Here is a 13,873-nt window from a genome sequence, read left to right as displayed (position 1 = left end):
AGAATAATCTCAGATTCTTTGCTTTTCCGGAGAGGAAGGACAAGGATTACTAGAAGCCTAGCTAGCAAGTCTTTTAGGTTCCGAGGTTTAGCGGATTTCTTCTTAGCTCGTCCATATTTTCAGATTTTCTATCAGTTTTGAAACATTCATCGAGCTGGATTTATGGTAAAATAAAGGTCAGAACTTTTACTAGAATGAGAGAGAAAATGGCAAGGAAGAAGAGAAAATTTGACAGTCATTCCATCACCAGAAGGCTTTATCTGCTGTTTGGAATCGTGATGTTTTTGTTTTTAGCCTTGATTGCTCGTCTGGGCTATATGCAGGTGGTCAATCAGGACTTTTACACGGATAAGTTAGCTAAGGCCAGCAAGACCAAGATTACCACTAGCTCAGTACGTGGGCAGATTTATGATGCTACTGGCAAGCCCTTGGTGGAAAATACGACCAAGCAGGTGGTGACCTATACGCGAGATAACCGGCTGACGGCTGGAGAGATTCGAGCGACAGCTCAAAAGCTCCTGACCTATGTCAGTATCAGCGATACAGAGGTGACAGACCGCCAAGAGGTGGATTATTATTTGGCGGACAGCGCAGTCTATCAGGAAGTGGTGGAAAAGCTACCCAAGGACAAGAAATTTGATACAGATGGCAACCGCCTGCCTGAGTCCAAAATCTATAAGGCGGCAGCTGAGAGCATTGACCCTAAGCAGCTGGGCTATACGGATGAGGAAAAGAAGGCCATCGTTCTCTTTAGTCAGATGAATGCGATTTCCAACTTTGCGACGGGGACCATCCAGACAGATGCGCTAACAACAGAGCAGGTAGCTGTACTGGCTTCCAGCAGCAAAGAGCTGCCAGGTATCAGTGTCTCAACGGGCTGGGACCGCAAGGTCTTGGATACCTCGCTGGCTTCTATCGTGGGTAATATCTCGACAGAAAAGACTGGACTTCCGGCTGAGGAAGTGGATGATTATCTGAAAAAAGGCTACTCTCTCAATGACCGGGTGGGGACCTCCTATCTGGAAAAGCAGTATGAGTCAGTTCTGCAAGGCAAGCGAGCTGAGAAGGAGATTCATCTAGATAAAAATGGTAATATGGAGAGTGTGGAAAATATCTCTGACGGTAGTAAGGGTGACAATCTCAAGCTGACGGTGGACTTAAGCTTCCAGCAGGGAGTGGAGGACATTCTAAAAAATGCCTTTAATGCGGAGTTGGCGAGTGGCAATGCGACCTACTCTGAGGGTGTCTATGCTGTAGCTATGGATCCAAATACCGGCGCCGTCTTGGCCATGGCAGGCGTCCGGCACGACCTGGAAACGGGAGAAAATTCGGTCGATGCTTTGGGAACCATGACTAATGTCTTCGTTCCGGGATCTGTGGTCAAGGCTGCAACTCTGACCTCAGGCTGGGAGAATAACGCCATTAGCGGAAACCAAGTCCTGACAGACCAGCCGATTAGCTTTGGCGGTACGGACAGTATCACTTCTTGGTTCACCCAGTATGGTTCACGTGCCATCACAGCCCAAGAGGCCTTGGAATACTCTTCCAATACCTATATGGTGCAGGTAGCGCTGAAGATGATGGGGACGCCTTACTCAGCTGATATGAAGCTAGATTTTGATGAGCTGGATCCGTCCATGAAAAAGTTGAGGTCGACTTTTGCAGAATATGGTCTAGGCACTTCGACAGGGATTGACCTGCCAAATGAGTCCACAGGCTATCTTCCAGACAAGTTTACGTTTGCCAACTATCTGACCAATTCGTTCGGCCAGTTTGACAACTATACAACGCTTCAGCTGGCCCAGTATGCCTCAACAGTAGCTAATAATGGCAAGCGTGTGGCTCCGCATATCGTTGAAGGCATTTACGGCAACAGCGACCAAGGAGGACTGGGTGATTTGGTGCAGAAAATTGACACCAAAGAGCTGAACCAGGTCAATATCTCTGACGAGGATATGAGCATTATCAAGCAAGGCTTCTATCAAGTGGTTCATGGCAGCAGCGGCTTTACGACTGGTCGGACCATTTCTCAGGGAGAGAGTGTGCCAATCAGTGCCAAGACTGGTACGGCTGAGACCTTTGTGGACAAGGGTAAGAAAGAAGCCATCAATACCAATGTTGTGTCTTATGCACCGAGTGAGAAGCCGCAGATTGCGGTGGCGGTGGTGTTCCCTCACAATACGAACCTATCTTCTACTGTCAGCCACAGTATCACTCGCGATATTATCAATCTTTACAACCAACAACACCCTATGAATTAGTGCTCAATGAAAATCATCAGCAAACGGAGAAAGCTTAAGTTGTCAGTGCTCAAGTAGAGCAATCTGGTTTGAGGAGATTTTTTGAGAATAGAGAAAGGATTTTATGCTTTACCCAACCCCTATTGCCAAGCTGATTGACAGTTTCTCTAAGCTGCCCGGCATTGGCATCAAAACAGCCACTCGACTGGCTTTTTACACTATTGGCATGAGCGATGACGATGTCAATGAATTTGCCAAGAATCTGCTGGCTGCTAAGCGTGAGCTGAGCTACTGCTCTGTCTGCGGCAACCTGACGGACGAAGACCCTTGTGCAATCTGCCAAGACCAGTCGCGCGATCAATCAACTATTTTGATCGTTGAGGACAGCCGAGATGTGTCAGCCATGGAAAATATCCAGGAATACCACGGACTCTATCATGTCCTGCACGGTTTGATTTCACCTATGAATGGCATTGGACCGGACGACATCAATCTCAAGAGTCTGATTACTCGTTTGATGGATAGTGAAGTGACGGAGGTTATCGTCGCAACCAATGCGACTGCGGATGGCGAAGCGACCTCCATGTACATCTCCCGGGTCTTGAAGCCCGCTGGGATTAAGGTGACTCGCCTAGCGCGTGGTTTGGCGGTTGGCTCCGACATTGAGTATGCGGACGAGGTCACATTGATTCGCGCTATCGAAAATCGGACGGAATTATAAACATAAAGGATTTTTCTGGCTCTAGCTGGCTGGAAGAGTCCTTTTTTCTGTTCAAAAATGCTGGGAATTGTGATATACTAAAACGGACTGATACAGAAGCTCCTGCTTAGAAGAATCGACTAGCTAGGTAGATGCAAAACCAAGCTTTTTAGGTTGTTTTATTTCGAGCTGGCAGCTTTTGTAAATCGTACTATTTTTAGAAAATGATAGGAAAAATCATGGCAAAACAAAGATTGATTTTATTGTATGGCGGACGCAGTGCAGAGCGGGAAGTTTCGGTTTTATCAGCTGAGAGCGTCATGCGGGCTGTCAATTATGATAGATTCTCGGTGAAGACTTACTTCATCACCAAGGATGGAGATTTTATCCAAACTCAGGAATTTGAAGCAAATCCGGCGGCTGATGAGAAGTTGATGACTAATGCCACAGTGGACATGTCTCGGAAGATTAAGCCCAGCGATATTTACGAAGATGGAGCAGTGGTCTTTCCAGTCTTGCATGGTCCTATGGGCGAAGATGGCTCTATCCAAGGCTTCCTAGAAGTGCTCAAAATGCCTTATGTCGGCTGTAATATTTTATCTTCTAGCCTAGCTATGGATAAAATCACGACCAAGCGAGTGCTGGAATCAGCAGGCATCGCCCAAGTGCCTTATGTGGCGCTGGTCGATGGTGAGGATCTAGAGCAAAAAATCCAGGAAATCGAGGAGAAATTGACCTATCCCGTCTTCACCAAACCTTCCAATATGGGCTCCAGTGTCGGCATTTCTAAATCGGAGAACCAAGCAGAACTGCGTGCTTCTCTGGACCTGGCTTTCAAATACGACAGCCGGGTACTGGTTGAGCAGGGAGTGACAGCTCGGGAGATTGAGGTTGGGCTTCTAGGCAATGTTGACGTCAAGAGTACCCTGCCTGGAGAGGTGGTCAAGGACGTGGCTTTCTATGACTACGAAGCCAAATACATTGATAATAAAATTACTATGGATATTCCGGCCAAGATTCCAGAAGAAGTGGTGAGCCTGATGCGTCAAAATGCAGAGACCGCTTTCCGAGCTCTGGGAGGTCTAGGACTGTCCCGCTGTGATTTCTTCTATACAGAAGATGGTCAGGTCTTCCTTAATGAGCTGAATACCATGCCAGGTTTTACCCAGTGGTCCATGTATCCACTGCTTTGGGAAAATATGGGGCTGGCCTATCCTGACTTGATTGAGAAGCTAGTTGGCCTAGCTGAAGAGGCATTTGCTAAGAGAGAGGCGCATCTTCTCTAAAATATGATATAATAGAGGGGCTGAAAATTTTCGGTCCTTTCTTTTTGCGAGCAAACCGAAAAACGAGGAAGAAGTATGAAATTAGATTTATATGAAATCGCAGAAGTCCTATCTGCGAAAAATGATGTGACTCAGTTTGAAAATGTTGCGCTTAGAAATGCGGAGTTTGACAGCCGCTTGATTGAGTCGGGTGATCTTTTTGTGCCACTCAAGGGGGCGCGTGACGGCCATGACTTTATCCCAACAGCCTTTGCTCAGGGAGCTGCCGCTACCCTATCTGAGCGTCCAGTGGCAGAGGGGGCTTATCTCTTGGTCGATGATGTCCTGACAGCCTTTCAGCGCTTGGCCCAGTATTATCTGGAAAAGATGCAGGTGGATGTGCTGGCGGTGACAGGTTCCAATGGTAAAACGACAACTAAGGATATGTTGGCCCAGCTACTAGCAACCAGCTACAAGACCTATAAGACACAAGGCAATTACAATAACGAAATCGGTCTGCCCTACACGGTTCTTCACATGCCTGAGGATACAGAGAAACTTGTCTTAGAAATGGGGCAGGACCACTTGGGCGATATCCATCTCCTGTCTGAACTTGCCAAACCTAAGACGGGCATTGTAACTCTGGTGGGAGAAGCCCATCTGGAATTTTTCGGCAGCCGAGCTGAAATTGCCCAAGGCAAGATGCAGATTGCAGACGGTTTGAGAAAAGATGGTTTCTTGATTGTTCCGGCAGATAAGATTGTCAACGAATTTCTGCCAGCAGACTGCAAACTAGTTCGCTTTGGTCCTGATGCGGATATCTTCCTGACGCGTCTGGAAGAGCGCAAGGACAGCTTGAGCTTTGACTGCAACTTTTTAGAGCAAAGGATTGACCTGCCTGTGACCGGTAAGTACAATGCAACTAATGCTATGATTGCAGCCTATGCGGCTCTGCAGGAGGGTGTATCTGAGGCGGATATTGCTCAAGCCTTTTCTGAGCTGGAGCTGACCCGCAATCGAACAGAGTGGAAGAAAGCTGGTAATGGCGCAGATATCCTATCGGATGTCTACAATGCCAATCCAACAGCCATGCGCTTGATTCTGGAGACTTTCTCGACCATTCCGGCCAATCCAGGCGGACGAAAATTGGCAGTGCTGGCGGATATGAAAGAGCTGGGAGCGGACTCTAAGTCCATGCACGGCTCGATGACTACTAGCCTCAATCCAGAAATTGTGACCGACCTTTTCCTCTATGGGCAGGATATGGAAGCTCTCTATGACTATGCCAAGGAGATTTACCCGCCAGGCAAGGTGCAATACTTTATCAAAAATGACGAGAAAGACCAGTTTGAACAGCTGAAACAAGCTGTCAGAGAGAAGCTGACTCCTGCCGACCAGATCCTTCTCAAAGGTAGCAATTCTATGAATCTGGCGAAGCTAGTAGAGGACTTGGAAGATGGAAACTAAAGAAACTGCAAAAACCATTCAACGTCTCCTTTCTATTACAGAGACAGGTCTAGCATTTAGTCGTGATGAATTTGATCGAGAACGTTACTTAGAACTCCGTCAGCTTTTGGGACACCTCCTGGCTGATTGGTCAGATTTGGATGGGAAAGAATTGGCAGAGCTGTTGCGCCCAACGGATTTTTATGCTACTCCTTTGATTGATGTCCGAGCTGTACTGGTTCGAGACGGAAAAGTCTGTTTAGTCAAGGGTAAAAATGAGAAAACTTGGGCTTTACCAGGCGGCTTTTGTGAAGTCGGCCTATCTCCTAAGGAAAATATCATCAAGGAAGTCCAAGAAGAAACGGGATTTAATGTTTCAGTTTCGCGTCTGCTTGCAATTTTTGATACTAATAAATTTCAATTTCAGAGTAAGCAATATGCTAAACTGGTCTTCGAGTGTCAGATAGAGGATGGAGATTTTCAGCCTAATACAGAAATAGAAGAGTTAGCTTTCTTTGCTATCCAATCTTTACCAGAATTATCTTCTAAGCGGACTACAAAAGAACAGTTGGAAATCCTTTGGGAGATTTATCAAGGAGACAGAGAACAGTATTTGGATTAGTGAAGTAAGTTTCTGGGATACTCTTTGTCTGAAAAAGCTAGAAATTATTGCAACAACAGGTAAAATCAACCTCGTTCAAACCTTATATTAGAATGGGAACCTAGGAGATGGGAATAAGAGATATGTTTACAACCTATAAAACCGAACCGCCTCAACTGGGACTTTGGTATTTTGTTCTTTTGGGGCTGGTCTTTGCGATTATCTGGCTTTCCTATCTCTACTACAATCGGAAAGCTTACCAGCAGCTATTTGTCGGGATGCAAGCTTGCCAGCTGATAGGCCTCTATTCTTGGTATATGCTGACTGCTGCCCCACTGTCTGAGAGTCTGCCCTTTTATCATTGCAGAATGGCTATGTTTGCCTTGATGTTTCTGCCTAATCGCTCAGTGTATAAATTTTACTTTGCACTTTTGGGGACTTTTGGCTCGATTGTAGCCTTTATCTATCCGATTTTTGATCCTTACCCTTTCCCCCATATCACTATTTTGTCCTTTATCATTGGCCATCTAGCGCTCTTGGGAAATTGTTTGATTTATCTTTTCAGATATTATCATACTTTCTCTATGAGCTGGCAGCGAGTGGTGTGGACGACCTTTATGATGAATGCTTTTTTGCTTGTTATCAATATGTTGACAAAGGGTTCTTATGGATTTCTTACAGATCCGCCGCTTGTTGGCAATCACGGACTCCTGCTCAATTATCTGCTTGTCTCAATTGTCTTAAGTGCAGCAGTTTGCTTGGTTTCTGAAATTTTTAAGCGCGTGGAGCAGACCAAGACAGTTTCCCTAACTTAATTATCTCATGGAGGATTTATGAAAGATTTTTTAACTACGACAAAAACGGTGGCACCGCCTATCTCGATTTTATGGTATGCTGTGATGATTGCTCTGGTCTTGCTGTCTATTTGGAGCTCGCTCAAATACCATGATAATCCGCGTTTTGTTAAAGCTTTTAAGTGGATTCAGATTGCTCAGCTGCTGATGCTTTATAGCTGGTATTTTGGTTTTCGAATTCCCTTTTCCAATAGTCTGCCCTTCTATCATTGCCGCCTGGCTATGTTTGCGGTGGTCTTTCTGCCAGACAAATGGCGCAGCAAGCAGTATTTTGCTCTTTTAGGAGCTAGCGGAGCGGTCTTTGCCTTGGGCTATCCAGTCTTTGACCCCTATGATTTCCCGCACATTACCAGCTTTTCTTTCCTGATTGGCCACTATGCACTCTTGGTTAATTCCTTGATTTATCTGATGAATCACTACGACAAGAGCCTGCTCAAGAAATACATGATTGTAGCCTACACCTTTGGACTCAACCTTTTCCTAGTCGGCGTTAATCAAGTGACGGGAGGTAATTACGGTCTGCTAAAAAGTCCGCCTTTCATCCCTGATGCCCCCCTATGGATAAAGTACCTTCTTGTGTCGGTCATCCTTTCTCTGGCCCTGGTTCTCTTCGATATATTGTTTAAGAAACGGTGGAAAAAGCAGTTAAGTCTGGTCCGCAGTTAATTCACTTTAAATTTATAGCTCCTGTCAAGTTAATGTGGCAGGATTTTTCTTAAATTAGAGAGCTTTATCATGACTTGACTTGCTTCTAGTAACAAATGGACTGTTTGTCTATCAACTCTTTAAGTTGGTTCAACTAGACGCTTCTGTGACAGCTGAAGAGAAAGAAGAACTGGAAACCAGAAAAAACGCCTGCTCCATTTACTGGGTTTGAACTTAATAGTTGCAATTTGTGTCATTGTCAGATTTTAAGGGAAATTTTATTGACATAGGAGAATAGAATCGCTCGAAAGGGCGATTTTTATCTTCTTTAGATAATTGAAAAAAAGCGCTAAATCCGCTATAATAGGTAGGTTGAAAGGATTGAAATACTCCGATGTAAAATAAAAAAACAAATACTAAGATTTACAATTATCCTAAATGAAAGAAAGAGAAGAAGATGACTTTACAAGAAGAAATTAAGAAACGCCGGACCTTTGCCATTATCTCCCACCCGGACGCGGGGAAGACGACTATTACGGAGCAGTTGCTCTACTTCGGAGGCGAGATTCGTGAAGCTGGGACAGTCAAGGGCAAAAAGACGGGTAATTTTGCCAAGTCTGACTGGATGGATATTGAGAAGCAGCGGGGGATTTCAGTGACTTCCTCTGTCATGCAGTTTGACTACGATGGTAAGCGGGTCAATATCCTGGATACGCCAGGACACGAGGATTTCTCAGAAGATACTTATCGGACCTTGATGGCGGTGGATGCTGCGGTCATGGTTATTGACTCGGCCAAGGGGATTGAGGCTCAGACCAAGAAGCTCTTTGAGGTTGTCAAGCATCGTGGTATTCCAGTCTTCACTTTTATGAACAAGCTGGACCGTGATGGTCGCGAGCCCTTGGACTTGCTGGAAGAACTGGAAGATATTTTGGGAATTGCCAGCTACCCAATGAATTGGCCGATTGGAATGGGGAAGAGCTTTGAAGGTCTTTATGACCTCTACAATGAGCGGCTGGAGCTTTATAAGGGCGAGGAGCGCTTTGCGACTCTGGCAGAAGGTGACCAACTGTTTGCTTCCAATCCTTTCTATGAGCAAGTTAAGGAAGATATTGAGCTCTTGAGCGAAGCTGGGAATGAATTCTCAGAAGAAGCGATTTTGGAGGGCAAACTGACACCTGTTTTCTTCGGCTCAGCCCTGACCAACTTTGGCGTCCAGACTTTCCTGGAAACCTTCCTCAAGTTTGCTCCGGAACCGCATGGCCATAAGAAGACAGACGGTGAGGTAGTCGAGCCACTCAGCCCAGACTTCTCAGGCTTTGTCTTCAAAATTCAGGCCAATATGGACCCGCGCCACCGTGACCGTATCGCTTTTGTCCGTATCGTTTCTGGCGAGTTTGAGCGCGGTATGAGTGTCAATCTGCCTCGCACTGGCAAGTCTGCTAAGCTGTCTAATGTTACCCAGTTTATGGCAGAAAGTCGGGAAAATGTGACCAATGCTGTAGCTGGTGATATTATCGGGGTTTATGATACGGGGACTTATCAGGTCGGTGATACCTTGACTGTAGGCAAGAATAAGTTTGAATTTGAACCTCTGCCAACATTTACTCCAGAGATCTTTATGAAGGTTTCAGCTAAGAATGTCATGAAGCAAAAATCCTTCCATAAGGGGATTGAACAGCTGGTGCAAGAGGGAGCCATCCAGCTTTATAGCAACTACCAGACAGGCGAGTACATGCTGGGCGCTGTCGGTCAGCTCCAGTTTGAGGTCTTCAAGCACCGCATGGAAAATGAATACAATGCTGAAGTGGTCATGAATCCCATGGGTAAAAAGACGGTTCGCTGGATTTCACCAGATGACCTGGACGAGCGTATGTCTTCTAGCCGTAATATCCTAGCCAAAGACCGCTTTGATCAACCAGTCTTCCTATTTGAAAATGACTTTGCCCTGCGCTGGTTCGCGGACAAGTATCCGGATGTTAAATTGGAAGAGAAGATGTAATTCAGTACCAACAATTGGAGCTAAAGTTACTAATTGTTGGACGCTAAGTGCTATTGTATAGACTAGTTAACTGCCTTACTAACTCATCGGCGAAAAAATAATCATTTTCGCCTCTTCGTGTCGCAGTGAATGGGATTGTTATGATTGTATAACAAACTAAAATTACTAAGGCCGAGTTCTGTTGGACCCTTGCTAGCCGCTTGACTAATCTCATCAGGCGAGACAATTAATTTGATTGGTTTTATGCTTCGACATTGCATATTTACTTGCAGGAAGAGTTTGTGAAGTTGGCGCTAGTTTATTAGAGAATCATTCTACCTCATAGAAAGGAGTTCCATGTTTCTGGAAAGAAAACTAAAAGATCAGTCTGTCTGGATCAACATTGACTCAGATAGTTTCAAAAAGAACGCCCGGATTTATCAGGATTATGAAATTGATAAAGAGACCATCGAGTATGCGCTCGATAAGAACGAGCGGGCTCACATGGACTACAATCGTGAGAATGGAACAGTTGTCTTTATCTACAATGTCCTTAATCTAGCGACAGATAAGGAATATTATGAAACGATTCCCATGACCTTTGTGGTGCAGCAGGGGCGGCTCATTACTATCAGCAACCAAGACAATGCCTATGTTGTGGATATGATGAAAGCCTATACTGAGCATCATGAGCCAGTATCGGTCTATAAGTTTCTCTTCGCTAGTCTGGAGTTGATCTCCAATTCTTACTATCCAGTCGTTGAGCGGATGGACAAGCGCAAGGATGAGATTAATGCTCTCCTGCGTCAGACAACTACCAAAAAGCATCTTTTTGCTCTGTCGGACTTGGAAACATCTATGGTCTATCTGCTTGCTGCTGCCAAGCAGAATCACATGCTCCTGGAACATATCAAAAGCCATGGCATTTACCGCCGTTTTGATGAATTAGAAACCGAGCAGTTTGAGGACGCCATGATTGAGGCTCGTCAGCTCGTCTCCATGACCGATTTGATTGCTCAAGTTCTCAGCCAGCTCTCTGGCTCCTACAATAACATCCTGAACAACAATCTGAATGACAATTTGACGGTCTTGACCATTATTTCGGTCCTTTTGGCAGTACTCGCAGTTATCACTGGTTTCTTTGGTATGAATGTTCCTCTGCCCTTGTCTAATGATAAAAACGCCTGGATTTATATTGTTGTCATTAGTTTGATCATCTGGGGACTTCTGACCAAGCTTCTTAAATGGCTGGCCAATAAGAAGTAAGCAATTGAAATTATTTATACTATAGCAAGCACCGAGAATTGTGCTTGTTTTTTCGTGCTTGGGAAAATAATTATTAGTACAGTTGGCCTATATTTAAAAAACTGTTATTTTATGTTATAAAATATAACATAAAAATTATAATTTTTATTGCATAAAATTTCATAATAAAGTATAATATAAAACAATTTAAAATAAGTGAGGGGTAGAAATATGGCAGAATACCTAAACGATTTAAATTACAAAGGCAATGTATACCGATATACTGACCTTGGGAAAGCCTCAGCTCTAATAGGAGGAGATGTAGAAGAGCTTCCTTATTCTATACGAATATTATTAGAAAGTGTTCTTCGTAAGGAAGATGGTGTTGACGTAACAAAAGATAACATTAGCTCTTTAATGCATTATCAAGCTAAATCACCAAGCGGAGAAGTTCCTTTTAAACCAAGCCGAGTTATTCTCCAGGATTTTACAGGTGTTCCTGTTGTGGTGGATTTGGCAAGTATGCGCGATGCTATTGTTGGACAGGGAGGTCGGGCCAATCAGATTAATCCAGAGATTCCGGTTGATTTAGTTATTGACCACAGTGTTCAAGTGGATTTTTATGGCTGTGACACTGCTCTAGAGGCCAATATGACCCAGGAATTTGTCCGCAACAATGAGCGCTACGAATTTCTCAAGTGGGCAGAAAAATCATTTGATAATTATCGGGCAGTTCCTCCTGCTACAGGAATTATCCATCAGGTCAATATCGAATTTCTCAGTGATGTCATCATTGAAAAGGATGGCCAACTCTATCCGGACAGCATGTTTGGAACGGACAGTCATACGACCATGATTAATGGTATCGGTGTTCTTGGATGGGGAGTTGGTGGGATTGAGGCTGAGGCTGCCATGCTGGGTGAGGCTTCTTATTTCCCTGTTCCTGAGGTGATTGGTGTTCGTCTCTTGGGCAAGCTGCCTAAGATTGCAACAGCGACAGATTTGGCTCTAAAGGTCACGCAAATCTTGCGGCAGGAAAATGTTGTTGGCAAATTTGTCGAGTTCTTTGGGCCTGGCTTGTCTAACCTAAGTCTGGCTGACCGGGCAACAGTGGCCAATATGGCTCCGGAATACGGAGCTACCTGTGGCTATTTTCCGATAGATGAGGAAACGCTCAATTACATGCGCCTGACCAATCGATCAGAAGAACATATCGAGATGACCCGTCTCTATGCTCAAAAAAATCACCTCTTCTATAATGAAAAGGTTGAGCCGAACTATACCAAGATAGTCGAAATTGATTTGTCCAGCATTGTGCCGAGCATCTCAGGGCCCAAGCGGCCCCAAGATTTGATTGAACTAACAGCTGCTAAAGAAGAATTTCAAGCTAGTCTAGTCAGGGAAGCGGGGGTCCGAGGCTTTGGGCTAGATGAGAGCGAGCTGGAAAAGTCTGCAGTGGTTCAGTTTGCTGACCATGAGGAGACGATTAAGACCGGCCATGTGGCTATCGCTGCCATTACTAGCTGTACCAATACATCTAATCCCTATGTCCTGATGGCGGCAGGACTTTTAGCCAAGAAAGCAGTAGAAAAAGGCTTACGCGTTTCAAAGACTGTCAAGACTTCTTTAGCTCCGGGCAGCAAGGTGGTCACAGGCTATCTCAAGAAGAGTGGTCTTCAGTCCTATCTGGATCAGCTTGGTTTCAATCTTGTCGGCTATGGCTGCACCACTTGTATTGGAAATTCAGGCGATCTCCGACCGGAAGTGGCTCAGGCGATTGCGGATACTGACTTGCTGGCTAGTGCTGTTCTTTCAGGAAATCGCAATTTTGAAGGGCGGATCAATCCACTGGTCAAGGCCAATTTCCTAGCTAGTCCGCCCTTGGTGGTTGCCTATGCTCTGGCTGGAAATACCAATATTGATCTGACCAGCGAGCCACTAGGTTATGATCAAAAGGGGCAGCCGGTTTATTTGATGGATTTGATGCCGGAGCATGACTTGGTTGCCGACTATGTTCAAAAATATGTGACGCGACAGCTTTTTGAAAAAGAATATGCTCATGTGTTTGACGACAATGAAAAATGGAATCAGATTCCGACAGCCTCTTCTCAAAATTATCAGTGGAACCAGGCTTCGACCTATATTCAAAATCCACCTTACTTTGATGGCTTAGCTGATGATTTAGCCATTCAGCCACTGAAAAATCTTGCTGTGCTGGCAAAATTTGGGGATACGGTGACGACAGACCATATCTCCCCAGCAGGAAATATTGCCAGAAACAGCCCAGCAGCTTCCTATTTGATGGAGCATGGAGTGGATTACCAAGAGTTTAATTCTTATGGCAGCCGTCGGGGCAATCATGAGGTCATGATGCGGGGGACTTTTGCCAATATTCGGATTAAAAATGAATTGGCGGATGGGAAAATTGGTGGTTACACAGATTATAAAGGAGAGTTGCTATCCATTTATGAGGCGGCCATGCGCTACAAAGAGGAGCAAATTGGCACCATTGTCCTAGCTGGCAAAGACTACGGTATGGGGTCCAGCCGTGATTGGGCAGCTAAGGGGGCTAATCTTTTGGGTGTCAAGGTGGTGCTGGCAGAGAGTTTTGAGCGTATCCACCGGTCCAATCTGGTCATGATGGGTATTATTCCTCTGCAGTATCTAGAGGGTGAAAATGCGGCTAGTCTGGGTTTGACAGGTAAGGAAAGTTTCGACATCAATCTGCCACAGGACCCACAAGTTGGTCAGCTAGTTGATGTAGTAGCTCGAAAGGGTGCTGAAGAAATAGCTTTTCAAGCTCGGCTGCGCTTTGATGCAGAGGCGGATATTCGTTACTACGAAAATGGAGGAATTTTACCCATGGTCGTTAGAAAGAAATTAGAGGAGGTGTGAG

10 protein-coding genes are annotated in these 13,873 nt (G+C 45.0%); all 10 read left to right on the top strand.

Features of this window, described 5'->3' with window-relative positions; genetic code table 11:
• Positions 1-194: 194 nt before the first annotated feature.
• Positions 195-2,261, top strand: coding sequence for a penicillin-binding protein PBP2B (gene pbp2b / locus D8877_RS00735; RefSeq protein WP_002910291.1), 2,067 nt, complete (start codon positions 195-197; stop codon positions 2,259-2,261).
• Positions 2,262-2,364: 103 nt separating this feature from the next.
• Positions 2,365-2,961, top strand: coding sequence for a recombination mediator RecR (gene recR, locus D8877_RS00730; protein ID WP_002910290.1), 597 nt, complete (start codon positions 2,365-2,367; stop codon positions 2,959-2,961).
• Between the two features lie 218 nt (positions 2,962-3,179).
• Positions 3,180-4,226, top strand: coding sequence for a D-alanine--D-alanine ligase (locus D8877_RS00725; protein WP_042762954.1), 1,047 nt, complete (start codon positions 3,180-3,182; stop codon positions 4,224-4,226).
• A 75-nt stretch (positions 4,227-4,301) separates the two neighbouring features.
• Positions 4,302-5,672, top strand: coding sequence for a UDP-N-acetylmuramoyl-tripeptide--D-alanyl-D-alanine ligase (locus D8877_RS00720; RefSeq protein WP_048773754.1), 1,371 nt, complete (start codon positions 4,302-4,304; stop codon positions 5,670-5,672).
• A complete protein-coding gene (locus tag D8877_RS00715; protein WP_048773752.1) occupies positions 5,662-6,273 on the top strand; it encodes an NUDIX hydrolase N-terminal domain-containing protein in 612 nt (203 codons plus the stop codon). Before D8877_RS00720 ends, D8877_RS00715 begins: the two co-directional genes overlap by 11 nt.
• Positions 6,274-6,380: 107 nt before the next feature.
• Entirely contained in the window at positions 6,381-7,067 is a 687-nt protein-coding gene (locus D8877_RS00710; RefSeq protein WP_002910286.1) for a YwaF family protein, read from the top strand.
• An 18-nt stretch (positions 7,068-7,085) separates the two neighbouring features.
• Positions 7,086-7,772 carry a YwaF family protein gene (locus tag D8877_RS00705; RefSeq protein WP_002910285.1) on the top strand — a complete coding sequence of 229 codons (687 nt, stop codon included), beginning with the start codon at positions 7,086-7,088 and terminating at the stop codon, positions 7,770-7,772.
• Positions 7,773-8,208: 436 nt separating this feature from the next.
• Entirely contained in the window at positions 8,209-9,753 is a 1,545-nt protein-coding gene (locus tag D8877_RS00695) for a peptide chain release factor 3 (protein ID WP_002910282.1), read from the top strand.
• A gap of 336 nt (positions 9,754-10,089) precedes the next feature.
• The gene (locus D8877_RS00690; RefSeq protein WP_125340679.1) at positions 10,090-10,998 is read left to right on the top strand and encodes a magnesium transporter CorA family protein; all 909 of its coding nucleotides are present in this window, start codon (positions 10,090-10,092) and stop codon (positions 10,996-10,998) included.
• A 210-nt stretch (positions 10,999-11,208) separates the two neighbouring features.
• Positions 11,209-13,872 (top strand): aconitate hydratase AcnA, encoded by a 2,664-nt coding sequence (acnA, locus tag D8877_RS00685; RefSeq protein WP_125340681.1) that lies wholly within the window; start codon positions 11,209-11,211, stop codon positions 13,870-13,872.
• Position 13,873: the final 1 nt, after the last annotated feature.

The organism is Streptococcus sanguinis (assembly GCF_003943735.1).
GTDB classification, from domain to species: domain Bacteria; phylum Bacillota; class Bacilli; order Lactobacillales; family Streptococcaceae; genus Streptococcus; species Streptococcus sanguinis_E.
The sequence above is the reverse complement of the archived record's forward strand: the minus strand, read 5'-3'. Positions and strand labels throughout refer to the sequence as shown.

Bases quoted from the DNA above. Each gene is read 5' to 3' on its own strand.
- pbp2b (WP_002910291.1), top strand. From the start codon at position 195: ATGAGAGAGAAAATGGCAAGGAAGAAGAGAAAATTTGACAGTCATTCC.
- recR (WP_002910290.1), top strand. From the start codon at position 2,365: ATGCTTTACCCAACCCCTATTGCCAAGCTGATTGACAGTTTCTCTAAG.
- D8877_RS00725 (WP_042762954.1), top strand. From the start codon at position 3,180: ATGGCAAAACAAAGATTGATTTTATTGTATGGCGGACGCAGTGCAGAG.
- D8877_RS00720 (WP_048773754.1), top strand. From the start codon at position 4,302: ATGAAATTAGATTTATATGAAATCGCAGAAGTCCTATCTGCGAAAAAT.
- D8877_RS00715 (WP_048773752.1), top strand. From the start codon at position 5,662: ATGGAAACTAAAGAAACTGCAAAAACCATTCAACGTCTCCTTTCTATT.
- D8877_RS00710 (WP_002910286.1), top strand. From the start codon at position 6,381: ATGGGAATAAGAGATATGTTTACAACCTATAAAACCGAACCGCCTCAA.
- D8877_RS00705 (WP_002910285.1), top strand. From the start codon at position 7,086: ATGAAAGATTTTTTAACTACGACAAAAACGGTGGCACCGCCTATCTCG.
- D8877_RS00695 (WP_002910282.1), top strand. From the start codon at position 8,209: ATGACTTTACAAGAAGAAATTAAGAAACGCCGGACCTTTGCCATTATC.
- D8877_RS00690 (WP_125340679.1), top strand. From the start codon at position 10,090: ATGTTTCTGGAAAGAAAACTAAAAGATCAGTCTGTCTGGATCAACATT.
- acnA (WP_125340681.1), top strand. From the start codon at position 11,209: ATGGCAGAATACCTAAACGATTTAAATTACAAAGGCAATGTATACCGA.